The sequence below is a fragment of the Kitasatospora sp. NPDC023120 genome (assembly GCF_055560835.1).
Genome location: NZ_JBVHHY010000050.1, coordinates 1 through 16,015, shown reverse-complemented (window position 1 = coordinate 16,015; position 16,015 = coordinate 1). Strand labels below are relative to the sequence as shown.

Genomic DNA, 16,015 nt, shown 5'->3' with positions numbered 1-16,015 from the left:
GCCCGCGACCACCCCGGCGTCCCGCTTCGAACGGAAGGTCCTCATGCACATCCGCACAGTCCGCAGCTTCCTGGCGAAGGCGGGTGTCGTGGCCGTCGCCCTCGCGACCGTCGGAGCGGCTACGACGGCCGCCGCCGCGAACCCCGCCGACGACACCGGCGCCGCCTCGGTCGGCAAGCCGCACCCCAAGCACGGCGGGACGGTCCGCATCGCGCAGCGGCCGAACGACAGCCCCAACGTGATCTGGCCGTTCATGGACGTCAACCAGGTCACCTCGATCAACATCGGGGAGTTCCAGCAGTTCTTCTTCCGGCCGCTGTACTTCGCCGGACGGGACGACCGGATCGCCATCGACGACGACCTCTCGCCGGCCCGGGCGCCCGTCTGGAGCGCGGACGGACGGACCGTCACCATCGCTCTGAAGAACTGGAAGTGGAGCAACGGCGAACGGCTCACCGGCCGCGACATCCAGTTCTGGATCAACATGTCCAAGGCCGAGAAGGAGCACTTCGGCTACTACACGCCGCCGATGACCATCGCGGGGACCACCACCAACTACTTCCCGGACAACGTGGCCTCCACGTCCGTCGCGGAGCACGGGATCTCGATCACCTTCGACCAGGCCTACAACCGGACCTGGGTGCTGCAGAACGTCCTGACCACGATCACGCCGATGCCCCGCGCCTGGGACGTGACCGGCCCGGACGGCGCCCGCGGCAGATGCGCGGCCGACGCGGTCGACTCCCCCACCCTGAAGGCCGACTGCGATCCGGTCTTCCGCTACCTGAGCGCGGCCTCGGTCGACAAGAAGACCTTCGCGACCAACCCGCTCTGGCAGGTCTCGGACGGCCCCTGGAAGCTCAAGTCCTATGACGCGGCGACGGGTTACTACTCCATCGTCCGCAACAGGGCCTACTCCGGCGTCCACAAGCCGTACCTGGACGAGGTCGACTTCGTCCCGTACAAGAACGCCGAGGCCCAGTACGCCGACCTGAAGGCCGGCGCGTCCGGCCCGAACGCCCTGCAGATCGGCATCCTGCCCAAGGCGCACGCGGCGCGGTACGACCCGAACGACCTCCAGGCCGGCAACCCGCTCGCCGCGCAGGGCTACCACATCGCGCCGCTGACCTACCTGGACTCGATCAGCTACTACCAGCTCAACTTCCGCAGCAGTCGACACGGCAAGCTGTTCCGGCAGTCCTACTTCACCAAGGCGCTGCAGGACTCCTACGACCAGCAGGGCGTCATCGACGGCGCCCGCAAGGGCTGGGGCCACCCGACGACCGGCGCCGTGCCGTCGATCCCCGCGGGGAACCCGCTGTCGCCCGACGCCCAGCAGCACCGGATCAAGTTCGACCTCGCCGAGGCCCGCAGCCTGATGACCGCCAACGGCTGGGACCTGAGCACCACCCCTGCCGTCTGCCGGAACCCGGGGACGGGCCCGGGCCAGTGCGGTGCCGACGTCGCCGCCGGCGACAAGGCGGAGTTCGACCTGGACTACCAGGCCGGCAACGCCGACCTGCCCGGGATCATGGCCTCCTACCGGGCGAACCTCGCGCAGTCGGGGATCTCGGTGAACCTCGCCGAGGTGCCCGTCGACCGCCTCCAGACCGAGGCGTCGCTGTGCACCCCGGCCAACCCCGACGGCTGCGCCTGGGACGCCGCCCTCTACGGCGGCTGGGTCTACTCGCCCCAGCTCTACCCGACCGGCGACTCCCTCTTCGCCACCGGCGCCGCGGCGAACGTCTGGGGCTACTCGGACCCGCACCTGGACCAGCTGATCGCCAGGACGATCACCAGCAACGACATCCAGGACATGTACGCCTACGAGGACTACGTCAACGACCACCAGCCGGTGATCTACACCGACGACATCGTCGCCGTCTACGAGGTGGCCGACGGCCTCCACATGCCGGTCCAGGACCCCTTCGAGGGCTATCAGCCGGAGTTCTGGTACTACACGAGGTGAGAGAGCGGTACCGCGAACGACCCCCTGTCCCGCCCGGCCCGCCCGGGCGGGACAGCCCGCGGGGGCCGGGCCCCCGGCCCGTTCAGATCCAGTCGCGCCGCACGGCCTCCGCGCCGGCCTGGAAGCGGCTGCGCGCGCCCAGTTGGTCCATCAGCTTGGCGATGATCCGCCGCGCGGTGCGGACCGAGACGCCCAGCCGGCGGCAGAGCACCTCGTCGGTCATGCCGTCGGCGAGCAGCGCCAGCACCTCCCGCTCCTGGCCGCTGAGCTCGTCGAAGGCGTCGACCCCCGGCTCCTTGTCCAGCGGGACGCCGCGCGCCCAGAACTGGTCGAAGAGCGCGTACATCCCGGTGACCGTCCCCGGCCCGTGCAGCACCACCGCGCCCTGGTCGGAGCGCTCCGGGTTGACTGGGACGACGGCGATCTTCCGGTCCACGATCAGCATCCGCAGCGGCAGGCTCGGCACCGTACGGGTCTGGCCACCGGCCGAGGCCAGCCAGCTCGCGTACTCGGCGGTGGCGCGGTCCTTGCGGATGCTGTCCACGTACAGGGTGCGGATGCGCACCCCGCGGGCCAGCAGCTCCTCGTCGAGCGGGCGGGCGGCGGCCAGGTTCTCCGGGCTCTGCGCGCCGCCCGGGGCGAAGGCCAGCAGCTCGTGCTCGACCTCGTTGGTGAGCTTGCGCAGCCGGTCGCGAACCGCCTCGACGCCCGGCAGCTGCTCCACGTACGCGACCGGGGACTCCCGGCGCAGGTCGGCGTGGTCGGCGATCAGCGCGGCGGCGGCCACCCGGCTGCGCTCGATCTGCTGCTGGCGCTCCAGCAGCTCGGCCTGCTCGCGGGCGAGCAGCATCTCCAGGCCCACTTCGGGGCTCACCACGTGCAGGCCGCGCGACCCGCTGCGGGTCGGCCGCAGCAGGGACAGGTCGGCGAGCCGGTCCCAGGCCTCCTGGACCTCCTCGACGGAGCTGCCCAGCCGCTCCGCGAGCTCCGAGAGGCCGAGCTCCGGATAGGCCAGCATCTGTCTGTACACCTGCTCGGAGAAGGTGTCCAGCCCAAGACTCGTCAGCATGTTCCCCCCCGGGCGACGTTCGAACGCCATCCTACCGATGGCATGGCCACGATCGTAGTCGCGGCCGGTAAAAGCGCAGCTTAGGGGCCTCGCTAGGCTGTCCGGACTAGGCCCGGTCCAAGGGAGGAAGTCCGTGACACCCGTGCAGTCGCGATCCGTCGGGGAGTACCAGGAGCTGCTGGAACGGGGGCTGTCCCTGGACCTGACGCGGGGCAAGCCCTCGCCCCGCCAGCTCGACCTGTCGCAGGAACTGCTGTCGCAGCCCGTCGGGCACACCGCGGCCGACGGCACCGACTGCCGCAACTACGGCGGCCTGCAGGGCCTGCCCGAGCTCCGGGAGATCTTCGCCGGGCTGCTCCAGGTGCCCGTCGCGCAGCTGGTGGCGCTGGACAACTCCAGTCTGGCCCTGATGCACGACAGCCTGGTCCACGCGATGCTGAGCGGGGTGCCCGGCTCGGAGCGCCGCTGGGTGGAGGAGCCGGAGATCGCCTTCCTCTGCCCGGTCCCCGGGTACGACCGGCACTTCGCGCTGTGCGAGCGCTTCGGCATCCGGATGATCCCGGTCCCGATGACGCCCGAGGGCCCGGACCTGGACGTGGTCGAGGAGCTGGTGGCCGGCGACGCCCGGATCAAGGGCATCTGGTGCGTTCCGAAGTACAGCAACCCGGACGGTGCCTGCTACAGCGCCGAGACCGTGCGCCGGCTGGCCGAGATGCCGACCGCCGCGCCGGACTTCCGGATCTTCTGGGACAACGCCTACGCGGTCCACCACCTGACCGACGAGGAGGTGGAGCTCGCCGACGTGCTGGCGGCCTGCGCCGAGGGCGGCCACCCGGACCGGGCGTTCGTCTTCGCCTCCACCTCGAAGGTCACCACGGCCGGCAGCGGCGTGGCCTTCTTCGGGTCCTCCCCCGCCAACGTGGCCTGGTTCCTCGGCCACACCGGCAAGCGGACCATCGGCCCCGACAAGATCAACCAGCTGCGGCACGTCGCCCTCCTGCGCGACGCGGACGGGGTGCGCGCCCACATGCGCCGCCACCGCGAGCTGCTGCAGCCCAAGTTCGAGCTGGTCGAGCGCATCCTGCGGGAGGAGTTCGGCGACGTTCCGGCGGTCCGCTGGTCGCAGCCCAAGGGCGGCTACTTCGTGTCGCTGGAGGTCCCCGAGGGCTGCGCCCGCGAGGTGGTCCGGCTGGCCGCAGCGGCCGGTGTCGCGCTGACCCCGGCCGGCGCCACCCACCCGTACGGCGACGACCCGGCCGACCGGACCATCCGGATCGCCCCCAGCTTCCCCGAGCCGGCCGACCTGGAGACCGCACTGCGGGCACTCGCGGTCTGCGTCCGCGAGGTCCTCGCGGCGGCGGAGCAGCAGGGCTGACCCGCACGGCCCCGGGTCCGGCCCGCCGCAGCAACGCGGGCGGGCCGGACCCGGGGCAGCCACACGGCGGGCCGGACGCGGTCAGACCAGCGGCCGGTCCTCGCCCGGCTCCAGGGTCACCCGGAACCTGAGCGCCGCCACGGCCGCGCGGGCCCGGGCCACGGCGGTCCTGGCGTCCGGGCCGTGGGCCCGGGCGAGGGCGAGCCGGGCTCCGGAGGAGTCCAGCGGAGCCAGCTCGGCCCCCGGTTCGGCCAGCGGCCGGACCTCCGACACGCCCTCCCCGGCGCGTGCCTGCCCTAGGCCGTCCACGGCGTCCAGGACGCCGAGGGCGGTCGGCCGGGCGAACCACACCGCCTCGTGCCGGGGCCCGGCCGCCGCCGCCGCGGCGAGCTCGGCCCGCAGTTCGGCGAGCACCGGCAGGCCGAGCACCTGGCGGACGGTGTGCCGCTCCAGGTCCACGCCGAGCGCCGTGCGCACCAGGGCGGGGATCTCGTCGCCGCCGAGGCGGATGTGGGTCTCGATGGTGCGCGGGCCCTCGGCGGTCAGCACCACCTCGGTGTGGGTCGGGCCGAAGCGGATGTCCAGGGCGTCCAGGACGGCCGCGACGTGCCGGGCGATCGCCTCGCGGTCCGCCTCCGGCAGCGGGGCCGGCGCGACGTGGCCGAGCTCGACGAAGGTCTCCGGCTCGGAGTACTTCCGGGTGACGCACACCACCTGGTGCTCGCCGTCCTCGGAGAACGCCTCCACGCTGAACTGCGGTCCGGTGTGCAGCCGTTCGACCAGCACGCCGCCGCGCGCCCACTCGTTCTCCAGGTCGGCCCGGGCGAAGGCGACGTCGAGGTCCGCCTCGTCGTCCAGCCGGCGCACCCCGATGCTGCCCGCGCCGACCGCAGGCTTCACGATGCACGGCCCGCCGTGGCGGGCGAGGAACGCGCGCAGCTCGGCCGCGTCCGCCGCCACCGCGAACGGGGTGTCGTCCACGCCCGCCTCGGCCAGCCGGGCGCGCATGCTGGGCTTGTGATGCACCAGGTGGACGGTGCCCGGGCTGTGCATCGGCAGGCCCAGCTCCTCGGCCAGCGCCGCCGCCCGGTCCTGGTCGCGCTCCGCGAAGGCGGCGACCCTGGTGAACGGGTCCAGCCCGTGGACGGCCCGGACCACCGCGGACCACTCGGCCGCCGGGGCGTCGGCCCGCAGCCCGAGCACCCGGCTGTGCTCCGCCGACCGCCGGATCTTCGGCAGCACCGCGAGCTGGCAGGCCACCGTGGTGCGGACCTCGCGGCCCTGCTCGCGCAGCATGGCGGGCATGTCCATCCCGCCGCCGAGCACCAGGACGTGTTCAGCCATGACAGATCCCTCCTTGGGAGACCGGTAGCGGGGCCCGCACCGTGCCCGCCGCGCGGCAGGCCAGGGCGGAGCCCGCGAACAGGGTTGCGAGCAGCAGCCAGCCCCCCGGGCCCGCGCCCAGCACGAGCGAGGTCATCAGGGCCGGACCGACGACGTTCTGCAGCCCGAGGCCGAGGTTGAAGACGGCCATGTACTCGGTGCGCCGGTCGGCCGGCGCGAGGTCGAAGGACAGCTGCCAGCCGGCCACGGCGTGCAGGTTCTCGCCGACGGTGAGCAGCGCCACCGCCCCGGCGCAGCCCGCCACCGCCCAGCCGCCGGACAGGTGCGCGGCCGCCGGGAACACCGCGCAGGCGGCCACCAGGAAGCCCGCCGCGGCGAGCAGCACCGCGCCCGGCCGGTGGGTGAGCCGCTCGGTCCGGCTGAACAGCAGTTGCAGCAGCACCGTCAGCACCGTGTTGACGGCGAGCAGCCCCGCCACGGTCGCGGCGGGCAGCGAGGTCCTGGTCACGATCCAGACCGGCAACAGCACGAACAGCACCGAATCGTGCAGCAGCAGCAGGCCGTTGCTGACCGTCAGCAGCACGAAGCGGGGGTGGCGCAGCGGTGGGCGGGAGCGCTCCGCGGCCGCGTCCGCCTCGGACCGGGCCGTACCGTCCGAGCCTTCCGGGGCGGACTCACCCGGTGCGGCGGATACCGGGGCCGGCACCGGCAGCGAGGCGATCACGGCGGCCAGGACGAAGAAGCTCAGCCCGTTGCCGATCAGCATCGCCATCATGGCGGGCCTGGTGTGCGCCGCCAGCGCCAGCCCCGCGACCAGGAACCCGGCGCTCAGCGCGGTGTTGCGGACGCTGCGCACCAGCGCCATGGTCCGCACCCGCTCGCCGCCCTCGGCCAGCGCGCCGACCAGCGACTGCTGCAGGGGCGGCGTGGACTGGTCGAGCATCCGCAGCAGGCAGGTGGCCACCACGAACACCCGGAAGTCGGTGACGAACGCGTAGCCGAGGTAGCCGGCCCCGCGCAGCAGCAGCGCGCCGCAGTACACCCGGCGCAGGCCCAGCCGGTCCGCCAGCCGGCCCACCGGGACCGGCCCGAGCAGGCCCGCCACCCCGGCCACCGACATCACCAGGCCGACGTCGCGCACCTCGAAGCCGATGACCGCGACGAAGTACACCGCCGAGGTCGACAGCAGCAGACCGGTGCCGAAGGAGTCCACCGCCGCGCCGAAGGCCAGCCGGCGGCGCACGCCCGCGCTGCCCGTCACCGGCTCAGCCATGAGCGCCCACCGGCTCGGGCCGGGGCGCGAAGAGCGCGGCCAGCGCGCGGCGGTCGACCTTGCCGCGCGGGTCGAGCGGCAGTTCGGGCATGACCCGTACGGCGTCCGGCATGGCGGCCGCCGGCACCCGGCCGAGCAGGTGCTCGCGCAGTCGGCGGCGCAGCGCCGGACCGTCGGCCGCGGCGCCGTACGGGGTGCAGCAGAGCACGATCCGCTCGCGGTCCCCGGGCAGCAGCAGCGCGACCGCCGAGCCGATCGAGGGGCAGGTACGGGCCTGTGCCTCCAGGTCCGGCAGCGAGACCTTGACGCCGTGGCGCTTCACCACGTGGTCGCCGCGCCCGACGATCTCGATCGCGCCGTCCGGGGTCCGGCGGGCCAGGTCGCCGGTGTGCAGCAGCGGCCGGCCGTCCGGGCGGGTGCCGAAGCGGGTGGCGGAACCCTGCCCGCCGAAGGCGTAGCCGAGCGCCAAGTGATCGGATACCAGGGTGAGTTCGGCCGGTTCTCCGGCGTCCAGCAGGGCCTCGGTGCCGGGGATCGGCGTCCCCACCGGCACCGTCGGCGTGTCGACCGCCGCGCCGGGCGGCACGGTGTGCCGCAGCTTGATGACGGTCGACTCGGTCGGGCCGTACAGGTTGAGCACGGTGGCGTGCGGGCAGACCGCCCGCCACCGTGCCAGCAGCGACGTGGGGAACACCTCGCCGGAGACCAGCAGCAGGCGCAGCCGGCCCCATGCCGCGTCCAGCAGCTCCGCCGAGGCCTGCTCGGCCGCGCCGAGCAGCGCGGCCAGCCGGGAGGGCAGCAGGCACACCATGGTCGGCCGGTGCTCGGCGGCCCAGTTCAACAGGTGGGCCCCGCCGAGCAGTTCGCGGTCCGTGAGGACGGCCACGGTCGCGCCCGACACCACGGCGGCGAGCGTCTCCTTGAAGGAGAAGTCGAACCAGGGGTCGGCGGAGTTGGACAGCACGTCACCCGGCCCGAGCGCCAACTCCTCGCGCTGCCAGCGCAGGTAGTGTGCCAGTCCGGCGGCCGAGCCCCGCACCACCTTGGGCGCACCGGTGGTGCCGGAGGTGGCGAGGAAGTACCCGGTCCCGCCGCCCGCGACGGCCTGGCCATCCGCGACGGCCCGGGCGGCCGGGCGGGAGACCGGACGGACGGCCGGGGGGCCCTCGCGCCGTACCCGGTGCACCCGGGACGCCGGGCCGGTCCACCAGGCGGGCGGCGGGCCGGCAGTGACCAGGTCGCGGACGCCCAGCAGTTCGGGCAGCGCGGCCGAGGAGGTGTCCGGCGGCAGCGGCAGGAACGGCCGTCCGGCGCGGATGCAGGCCAGCATCGCCGCGACCGCCGCCGCGCCCCGGGGCAGCAGGACCGCCACCGGGGCGGGCCCCGCGCCGTCGGCGGCCGGGGCCCCGCCCGGGGCTGCCGCCAGGGCGGCTGCCAACTCGGCGCTGGCACGGTCGAGTTCGCCGTACGTCCAGCTGCCGGCCGGTTCGGTCACGGCGAGGTGGGCGGGGTCGGCGGTGAGGAGGGCGGCCTCGACCAGCCCGGCCAGGCTCTCGGTCGGCTCAGCCATTCCGGGCCACCTCCGGGGTGCCGATCTCCAGGACCGCGTCGGCCAGCCGCAGCCGGAAGACGGGGCCGTCGCCGCGCCGCAGCACCGCCTCCTCGGCGTCCGCGCTCTCCACCGCGCAGAGGCCCGCGCCCCGGTGCTCGCGCAGCAGGGCGGTCCGGCGGCTTCCGGCGGCCTCCTCCCCCTCGGGGCCGACCGTACGGACCACCGCGTCCGGCGGCAGCAGCCGCTCGGCGGCGGCCGCGCTGAGTTCGGCCAGGGCGGCCGCGACAGCGGGCAGCACCCCGATGGCGGGCGCGGCGGCCTCGAGTTCGGCGAGCCGCGCGCCGATCGCCGCGAGGTGCTCGGCGAGCTCGCGCGGGGTGGTCGCCAGGTAGAGGTCGCGCAGTTCCAGCGGAACTCCGGAGAGTTCGCTCGTCCGGGCGACGGCGGCGGCCGCCATCAGGGAGTTCCCGTTGAGGTCGAAGAAGAAGTCGTCGTCGATGTCCACGGTGTTTCGGCCGACCAGGTCACCCCAGATCTCGGCTACCTTCAACGCATCCACAGCAGAAACTCCAGATTCCGGCGAAATGTTATTTGCTACGGTCGTGAAATACCGTTCGCCATGAAGCTACCGCCCTCCGAGCGGGCCGGGAGCAGGCCTTGTCAGCAGCAAGTTGCCCTGACAGCTTCCTGCCGCTCCGAGCCGTCGAAGCTGTGGCACGATCGTTCACGAGTCCACTCCGTTGAGCCGTGGGAGAATTCCAGCAGTGAAGTTGAGAAGCATTTCCGGGGCGCGCCTCACGGACATTCCACAGGTTCGCGCAATGGACCCGGAAATCCGTCATGAAATCCAGACCGTCGCCGCCGTCCTGCCGTTCAAGGTGAACAACTACGTGGTGGACCGGCTGATCGACTGGACGGCCGCCCCGGACGACCCGATCTACCGGCTGACCTTCCCGCACCGGGACATGCTGCCGCCGGCCGCCTTCGCCGAGATGTCGGACCTGCTGCTGAGCGGTGCCGACCGGGCCACCGTCACGGCGGCCGCCCGGCGCATCCGGCTGGAGCTCAACCCGCACCCCTCCGGCCAGCTGGCGCACAACGTGCCGGTCGAGGACGGCGAGGTGGTCGAAGGCCTCCAGCACAAGTACCGCGAGACCGCGCTGCTCTTCCCCTCGCAGGGGCAGACCTGCCACGCCTACTGCGGCTACTGCTTCCGCTGGGCCCAGTTCGTCGGCATGCCGGAGCTGCGGCTGAGCGCCGAACTCGACCCCTCCACCGCCTACCTGCGCCGCCACCACGAGGTGACGGACGTGCTGTTCACCGGCGGCGACCCGATGATCATGTCGACGGCGGTGCTGCGGCGCTGGGTCACCCCCCTGCTGGCCGAGGGCATGGAGCACATCCGCACCATCCGCTTCGGCACCAAGGCGCTGGCGTACTGGCCGTACCGGTTCACCACCGACGCCGACGCCGACGACCTGATGCGGCTGATCGGCGAGATCGTCGACTCCGGTCGGCAGGTCGCCGTCATGCTGCACGTCTCCCACCCGCGCGAGCTCGCCACCGACGAGGCCCGGGCGGCGGTGCGCCGGCTGCTCGACGCCGGTGCGGTGCTGCGCGCCCAGGCCCCGATCATCCGCCACGTCAACGACCGGGCGGAGACCTGGGCCGAGATGTGGGCCGAGATGGTCAACCTGGGCATCCACCCGTACTACGCCTTCGTCGAGCGCGACACCGGTGCCCGCCGCTACTTCGAGGTGCCGCTGGCCACCGCCCTGCAGACCGTCCAGGACGCCCAGCGCACCGTCTCCGGCCTGGCCCGCTCGGCCCGCGGACCGGTGATGTCGGCGACCCCCGGCAAGATCGCGGTCGACGGCGAGACGACCATCGCCGGGCAGCGGGTGTTCGTCCTCCGGATGCTGCAGGCCCGCGACCCCGCCCTGGTCGGGCGCCCGTTCTTCGCCCACTGGTCCCCGACCGCCTCCTGGATCAACCAGCTGGAGCCGGCCTTCGCCCCCTGCTTCCCGTGGGAGGAGAACGCCGGGTCGCCGTCCGAGGCGCACACCGACGCCGCGCAGGCCGAAGCCGGGCAGACCGACGCCGCGCAGGCCGAAGCCGGGCAGGCCGAAGCCGGGCAGGCCGGAACCGGGCAGGCCGACAGCGACCTGCTGCTGGCCGTGCGATGACCACCCCATCGAGGAGAACCGAGTTGCCCTCCCTGCCGTCGGGCCCGCTGCCCGCACTCGGCGTGATGTTCTTCGGCGCGACCGAGGCCGACCGGTCCGAGGACCGGTACGCGCTGGTCCGCGGCGCGGCCGCCGCCGCCGACCGCCTCGGCTACACCGCCGTGTGGACGCCCGAGCGCCACTTCGACGCCTTCGGCGGGCTGTTCCCCAGCCCCGCCGTCCTGGGCGCCGCCCTCGCGGCCGGCACCTCCAGGTGCCAGATCCGCGCGGGCAGCGTGGTCGCCCCGCTGCACGACACCCTGCGCATCGCCGAGGACTGGTCGGTGGTGGACAACCTCAGCGGCGGCGGCCGGATCGGCATCTCGCTCGGCTCCGGGTGGAACGCCAACGACTTCGTGCTCGCCCCCGACCGCTACGCCGACCGCGCCCGGCGCGTCCAGGACGCGGTGACCGAACTGCGCGAACTGTGGGCCGGCCGGCCGGTCGAGCGCCGCAACGGCTCCGGCAGGACCGTCCAGGTCGCCGTCCAGCCCACCCCGCTCTCCCCCGAACTCCCGCTCTGGCTCACCGCCTCCGGGAACCCGGCGACCTTCGAGGCGGCCGGCCGCCTCGGCACCAACCTGCTCACCCACCTGCTCGGCCAGGACCTCGACACCCTGCGCGAACGGATCGACCGCTACCGCGCGGCCCGTGCCGAGGCCGGCCACCAGGGCCCCGGCACGGTCACCCTGATGCTGCACACCTACGCCACCCGGGACGCCGACAACGGCTGGAAGGCCGCCAGGACCCCGCTGCGCGGCTACCTGCGCACCGCCCTCGAGCTGGAGCTGCGCGCCTCGGCCGGCGGCGGCGCGGTCAGCGGCGGACGCGAGGTCAGCATCCCGGCCCTGCCGGAGGCGGTGATCGACGAACTGCTGGAGGAGCGGGCCCGTCGCTTCCACCGCGAGGCCAGCCTGATCGGCACGCCCGAGAAGTGCCTGCGGATGCTGGAGCAGGTCGCCGCGGCCGGCGTGGACGAGATCGCCTGCCTGGTCGACTTCGGCCTGCCGGTGGAGCAGGTCCTGGACGGCCTGGAGCTGCTCGCCGAGACCCGCCACGCGGGCACCGGCACCCACGACGCGGGCACCGAAGCCCCCGACACGGTCACCGACCGGGCGCTCGTGGAGGTGGCCGGGTGAGCACCGCGACCCTCGCCCCGCCGCCCGCCGCGGTCGGTCCCGCACAGCTGCGCTCCGCCTTCGCCCGACTGCCCGCCGGGGTGGCGGTGCTGCTCTGCGACACGCCGGGCGGCACGGTCGGCGCGACCGTCAGCACCCTGGTCTGCGCCTCGCTCGAACCGCCGCTGGCCACCGTCTCCCTCCAGCGCTCCTCCCGGCTGCTGCGGGCGCTGAAGGGCGGCGGCCCGGTCGGCATCACGGTCCTCGCGGCCGATCAGGCCGAGGCGGCCCGCTGGTTCGCCGACCCGGGCCGGCCGGACGGCGAGGAACTGCTGCGCGGCCGGGCGGTGACCCGCACCGCGGCCGGCGGGCTGGTCCTCGCCGGGGGCTGCGCCGCGATCACCGCGCGTCCGGTGGCCTGGGTGGAGTCCGGCGACCACGAGTTGGCCGTCCTCGAAGTGCTCGAAGCCGAGCCGGGCCCGGACCGCGACCCGCTGGTCCACCTGGGCCGCCGCCTCACCGGCGTCCCGGCGGCGTGACCCGCGCGGGCGGCGGAGGCGACGGAACGGGCCGCCGGGAGGGGCACCTCCGGCCGGCGGTCAGTCCGCCGTCCGCTCCAGCGCCTCGCGCACCAGGCCGATCAGCTCCTCGGGCGCGTCCTTCGCCGCGAAGTGCCCGCCGGCCAGCGTCTCGTTGCGGAACGGGCCCTCGCACAGCGCGGACCAGCGCCCGACCTCGGCGAGCGGCACCACGGTGTCCTCCCGGTACCCGACGACGGTGACCGGCACCCGCAGCGGGCCGCCCGGCTCGGTGTACCCGGCGCTCATCGCCAGGTCCGCCCGCAGTACGGGGGCCAGCAGCGCCGCCAGCTCACCGTCCGCACCGCCCGGCGGCATCCCGCCCCAGGCGGACACCGTGTCCAGCAGCGAACGGTCGTCACCGTCGAGCGCCGCCAGGACCGGGCTCGCCCCGCCCGGGGCCTGACGGGCCGACAGCACCACGGCCAGCCGCGGCGCGCCGGCCCGGTCGGCCAGCAGCGCCGCCGTCTCGTAGGCGACCGCCGCACCCAGGCTGTGGCCGAACAGCACCACCCGGGCCGCGTCCAGCGCGAGCACTCGGTCCGCGATGTCCGCGGCGGCCTCCCCCACCGACCCGGGCAGCGCGTCGCGCATCCGCTCCTCGTGGCCCGCCAGCGACATCGGACGGACCGGAGTCCCGTCGATCCGGCGGGGCCAGCCACGGTAGAAGGACCGCCCGGCCCCCGAGGGCGGCAGGCAGACCACGGCCGTTCCAGTCATCAACGAACCCCTACGAATCTCGCTCCAAGGAGACACCATGTCGAAGCCGACCATCATATTCATCGGTACCCGGCGCACCCCGCTGGAGGTCAACGCGGCCGTCCTCGGCGCCCACGCCGCCGGGTACAAGGTCGCGCTGCTCGGCCCCACCCCGCCCGCCTTCTGCCGTGAGGCGATCAGCGACTTCGAGCAGGTCGACATCTTCGACCGCCCGGCCGCGCTCAAGGCCGGCCTGGCGCTGGCCCAGCGGACGAAGGCCTCCGGCGTGGTCACCTGGACCGACACCGGTGTCGAGCTGGCCGCCGCGCTGGCCCAGCGCTGCGGCTGGCCGGGCGTGCCGCTGGAGGCAGCGCACAAGGCCCGCAACAAGCACTCGATGCGCTCGGCCCTGCTGGACCACCCCGAGCTGATCCCGCGCTTCCGCAAGGTCGACGACCTGGCGGACCTGGAGGCCGCGGCCGCCGAGATCGGCACCCCCGCGGTGCTCAAGCCGGCCGGCGGCTCCGGCAGCCGGTCGATCTTCCAGATCGACGCCGAGACCGACCTCGCCGCCACCTTCCGCCAGGCGACCCTGCTGGCCACCCGCGAGCTCTCCCCGGTCTTCGGCGACTACGAGGGCCAGTTCGTCTACGAGGAGCGCCTCGGCGGCAGCGAGCACAGCGTGGAGGGCTTCGTCCACGACGGCCGCACGATGATCGCCGGCATCACCGACAAGTGGGTCACCGAGCCGTTCTACGTTGAGTACGAGCAGGTCCACCCGACCGCGCTGAGCCAGCAGGCGCAGGAGAGCGTGCGCCGCCTGGCGGAGAGCGTCACCAAGGCCATCGGCCTCGACTGGTGCTCCTTCCACATGGAGTGCCGGGTGCTGCCCGACGGCAGCGCCAAGCTGCTGGAGATCGCCGCCCGCCCCGGCGGCGGCTACATCACGTCCCACCTGATCCCGCTCAGCACCGGCATCCCGTTCCCGGCCAACCTGGTCCGGGTCGCCACCGGCCAGGCCCCGGACATGGAGAAGCGCTCCGAGCTGTTCGCGGCCAGCCGCGGCGTGCTCAGCCCGGTCGAGGGCCAGTTCCACGGCTTCGACGGCCTGTACGACGTGCTGGAGCTGTTCGGCCTGGAGCACTTCGTCTACGAGCGCGAGCTCGGCGGCAAGATCGTGCTGCCCCCGGGCGAGACGCTCAGCGCCGTGCTCGGCTACGCCATCACCCGCTCGGTGGACTACCAGGACGCCCGGGACGTCGCCGCCCGCGCGGTCGACCTGTCCCGCCCCCGGATCACCGCCGCCTGAGCAGGCCCCGGCCTCCCCCGTACACCCCCTCGGCAACCCCCTTCCGACGGTGGCCCCGCGACCCACGGGGCCACCGTCGCCGTTCTGTTGGGAGAACACCATGCACGCACCCGTCGACGGCCTGACCGGCTGGTCCTGCCCGCTCGGCGACGGCCTGACCGGCACCGTCCTCGGCTCGGTCGCCGAGCTGCGCCGGGCCGGGCTGACCGACCTGCCCGGCGAACCGGTCTGGGCCTGCGCCGACTGGTGGCGGTTCGTCGAGGCCGACGACGACCACGAGATCCTCTACCTGCTGGTCAACCGGGCCGACACCGGCCGGCCGCTCGCCGTCGCCCCCGCCCTGCTGATCCGGGGCCCCGAACAGCTGCTCTTCTACAACGGCCCCCGGATCATCGGCGACTTCTCCGCGATCGGCCACCCGCCGGCCGCCACCGAGCAGGACAGCGCCCGCGCCGAACAGCTCGCACCGCGGGTCGCCGAGGTCCGCGGCACGCTCTACCCCTGGCTGACCGTCGGCGTCTTCGGCTCCTCGCTGGGCCTGCGGCCCTTCGACGCCGAGAGCCCGGCGGACACCGCGCCCCTGGTACCCGCGCTGGACCGGCTGGCCCGCGCCGCTGCCGCCGAACTCGGCTGCGCCGGACACTCCCTGCTCTACCTGGACCCGGCCGAGGACGCTGCCGGCCGCGACCACGCCGCCGCGACCGGTGCCGTCCGGGCGCTGTTCGGCGCGGAGGCGGTCCTCGACGTGCCCGAGGACGGACTCGACGGCTACCTGGCGCGCTTCCCCAGCGCCCGGCGCAGCAAGCTCCGCAAGGAGATGCAGGCGTACCGGGCCGCCGGCCTGCACACCACGGCCGCCGAGGGCCCCGACGCGCTCGGCGAGCAGCACCTCGCGCTGCGCATCGCCCTGCGGGCCAAGTACGGCCACGCCGCCGGGGAGAGCTGGGCCCGCCGCGAGTTCGCCGCGCTGCGCGACACCCTCGGGGAGCGCCTCACCGTCCTCAGCAGCGTCCGGGACGGCCGGGTGGTGGGCTACCTGCTCGCCTTCCGGGCCGGCGACGTGCTCTACACCCGCTCGGCCGGCTTCGACTACGAGGCCGTGGAAGGCACCTACTGCTACTTCAACCTGGTCTACTACGACACCCTGGAGTGGGCCGCCCGCAACGGCATCCGCCGCATCCACTACGGGCTGGGCACGACCGAGGCCAAGCACGCCAGGGGTTGCGAACTGCTGCCGCGCCGCGCCTACTTCACCCTGCCGGAGACGGCCGACGGCCCCTGCGCCGAGCTGCTGGCCATCCAGGACCGCAGCGCCCGGGCCCGGGTCGCCGCACTGGGCCTCGACGCCTCCTGACACCGTTGCCGAGCCGCTGACTTCCTGCACGAACTGCACGACGCACGACAGAGAAGCGGGGGGGGGGGGGGGGGGGGGGGGGGGGCCCCGGGCGGGGGGGGGGGGGGGGGGGGGGTGGGGGGGGGGGGGGGGGGGGGGGGGGTGTGTGGG

At 74.1% G+C, this 16,015-nt stretch carries 13 protein-coding genes; 7 read left to right on the top strand and 6 right to left on the bottom strand.

Annotation, left to right across the window (positions count from 1 at the left end; translation table 11 throughout):
- Nucleotides 1-43 precede the first annotated feature (43 nt).
- Nucleotides 44-1,969 (top strand): ABC transporter substrate-binding protein, encoded by a 1,926-nt coding sequence (locus ACZ3TI_RS38805; RefSeq protein ID WP_465734957.1) that lies wholly within the window; start codon nucleotides 44-46, stop codon nucleotides 1,967-1,969.
- 82 nt (nucleotides 1,970-2,051) lie between these two features.
- On the opposite strand, the gene ACZ3TI_RS38800 is transcribed toward ACZ3TI_RS38805, so the two are convergent.
- Nucleotides 2,052-3,038: a LuxR C-terminal-related transcriptional regulator gene (locus ACZ3TI_RS38800; protein ID WP_465734955.1), complete on the bottom strand. Its 987-nt coding sequence runs from the start codon at nucleotides 3,036-3,038 to the stop codon at nucleotides 2,052-2,054.
- Between the two features lie 133 nt (nucleotides 3,039-3,171).
- Here ACZ3TI_RS38800 and ACZ3TI_RS38795 point away from each other — a divergent pair, with 133 nt between their 5' ends.
- On the top strand, nucleotides 3,172-4,413 hold the full coding sequence (locus ACZ3TI_RS38795) for an aspartate aminotransferase type Ic (RefSeq protein WP_465734953.1): 1,242 nt from the start codon (nucleotides 3,172-3,174) through the stop codon (nucleotides 4,411-4,413).
- An 81-nt stretch (nucleotides 4,414-4,494) separates the two neighbouring features.
- On the opposite strand, the gene ACZ3TI_RS38790 is transcribed toward ACZ3TI_RS38795, so the two are convergent.
- The 4 genes from ACZ3TI_RS38790 to ACZ3TI_RS38775 are packed head-to-tail and all read right to left on the bottom strand — an operon-like array spanning nucleotide 4,495 to nucleotide 9,141.
- On the bottom strand, nucleotides 4,495-5,757 hold the full coding sequence (locus tag ACZ3TI_RS38790) for an ATP-grasp domain-containing protein (RefSeq protein ID WP_465734951.1): 1,263 nt from the start codon (nucleotides 5,755-5,757) through the stop codon (nucleotides 4,495-4,497).
- Nucleotides 5,750-7,030, bottom strand: coding sequence for an MFS transporter (locus tag ACZ3TI_RS38785; RefSeq protein WP_465734949.1), 1,281 nt, complete (start codon nucleotides 7,028-7,030; stop codon nucleotides 5,750-5,752). The genes ACZ3TI_RS38790 and ACZ3TI_RS38785 overlap by 8 nt, the downstream gene beginning before the upstream one ends.
- Entirely contained in the window at nucleotides 7,023-8,600 is a 1,578-nt protein-coding gene (locus ACZ3TI_RS38780; RefSeq protein WP_465734947.1) for an AMP-binding protein, read from the bottom strand. Before ACZ3TI_RS38780 ends, ACZ3TI_RS38785 begins: the two co-directional genes overlap by 8 nt.
- Nucleotides 8,593-9,141, bottom strand: a complete 549-nt coding sequence (locus tag ACZ3TI_RS38775; RefSeq protein WP_465734945.1) for a phosphopantetheine-binding protein — start codon at nucleotides 9,139-9,141, stop codon at nucleotides 8,593-8,595. Before ACZ3TI_RS38775 ends, ACZ3TI_RS38780 begins: the two co-directional genes overlap by 8 nt.
- Nucleotides 9,142-9,403: 262 nt before the next feature.
- On the opposite strand from ACZ3TI_RS38775, the gene ACZ3TI_RS38770 reads away from it, so the two are divergent.
- Genes ACZ3TI_RS38770 through ACZ3TI_RS38760 form a run of 3 tightly spaced genes read left to right on the top strand, consistent with a single transcriptional unit; the run spans nucleotide 9,404 to nucleotide 12,464 of the window.
- A complete protein-coding gene (locus ACZ3TI_RS38770; RefSeq protein ID WP_465734943.1) occupies nucleotides 9,404-10,768 on the top strand; it encodes a KamA family radical SAM protein in 1,365 nt (454 codons plus the stop codon).
- A 23-nt stretch (nucleotides 10,769-10,791) separates the two neighbouring features.
- Nucleotides 10,792-11,946, top strand: coding sequence for a MupA/Atu3671 family FMN-dependent luciferase-like monooxygenase (locus ACZ3TI_RS38765; protein ID WP_465734941.1), 1,155 nt, complete (start codon nucleotides 10,792-10,794; stop codon nucleotides 11,944-11,946).
- On the top strand, nucleotides 11,943-12,464 hold the full coding sequence (locus ACZ3TI_RS38760) for a flavin reductase family protein (protein WP_465734939.1): 522 nt from the start codon (nucleotides 11,943-11,945) through the stop codon (nucleotides 12,462-12,464). The genes ACZ3TI_RS38765 and ACZ3TI_RS38760 overlap by 4 nt, the downstream gene beginning before the upstream one ends.
- A gap of 60 nt (nucleotides 12,465-12,524) precedes the next feature.
- On the opposite strand, the gene ACZ3TI_RS38755 is transcribed toward ACZ3TI_RS38760, so the two are convergent.
- The gene (locus ACZ3TI_RS38755) at nucleotides 12,525-13,223 is read right to left on the bottom strand and encodes a thioesterase II family protein (protein WP_465734937.1); all 699 of its coding nucleotides are present in this window, start codon (nucleotides 13,221-13,223) and stop codon (nucleotides 12,525-12,527) included.
- A 37-nt stretch (nucleotides 13,224-13,260) separates the two neighbouring features.
- Here ACZ3TI_RS38755 and ACZ3TI_RS38750 point away from each other — a divergent pair, with 37 nt between their 5' ends.
- Nucleotides 13,261-14,511 carry an ATP-grasp domain-containing protein gene (locus ACZ3TI_RS38750; RefSeq protein ID WP_465734935.1) on the top strand — a complete coding sequence of 417 codons (1,251 nt, stop codon included), beginning with the start codon at nucleotides 13,261-13,263 and terminating at the stop codon, nucleotides 14,509-14,511.
- A 100-nt stretch (nucleotides 14,512-14,611) separates the two neighbouring features.
- On the top strand, nucleotides 14,612-15,865 hold the full coding sequence (locus ACZ3TI_RS38745; protein WP_465734933.1) for a GNAT family N-acetyltransferase: 1,254 nt from the start codon (nucleotides 14,612-14,614) through the stop codon (nucleotides 15,863-15,865).
- The last annotated feature ends 150 nt before the right edge of the window (nucleotides 15,866-16,015 follow it).

Coding starts and splice junctions, on each gene's coding strand:
- ACZ3TI_RS38805 (WP_465734957.1), top strand. CDS start 44: ATGCACATCCGCACAGTCCGCAGCTTCCTGGCGAAGGCGGGTGTCGTG.
- ACZ3TI_RS38800 (WP_465734955.1), bottom strand. CDS start 3,038: ATGCTGACGAGTCTTGGGCTGGACACCTTCTCCGAGCAGGTGTACAGA.
- ACZ3TI_RS38790 (WP_465734951.1), bottom strand. CDS start 5,757: ATGGCTGAACACGTCCTGGTGCTCGGCGGCGGGATGGACATGCCCGCC.
- ACZ3TI_RS38785 (WP_465734949.1), bottom strand. CDS start 7,030: ATGGCTGAGCCGGTGACGGGCAGCGCGGGCGTGCGCCGCCGGCTGGCC.
- ACZ3TI_RS38780 (WP_465734947.1), bottom strand. CDS start 8,600: ATGGCTGAGCCGACCGAGAGCCTGGCCGGGCTGGTCGAGGCCGCCCTC.
- ACZ3TI_RS38770 (WP_465734943.1), top strand. CDS start 9,404: ATGGACCCGGAAATCCGTCATGAAATCCAGACCGTCGCCGCCGTCCTG.
- ACZ3TI_RS38755 (WP_465734937.1), bottom strand. CDS start 13,223: ATGACTGGAACGGCCGTGGTCTGCCTGCCGCCCTCGGGGGCCGGGCGG.
- ACZ3TI_RS38750 (WP_465734935.1), top strand. CDS start 13,261: ATGTCGAAGCCGACCATCATATTCATCGGTACCCGGCGCACCCCGCTG.
- ACZ3TI_RS38745 (WP_465734933.1), top strand. CDS start 14,612: ATGCACGCACCCGTCGACGGCCTGACCGGCTGGTCCTGCCCGCTCGGC.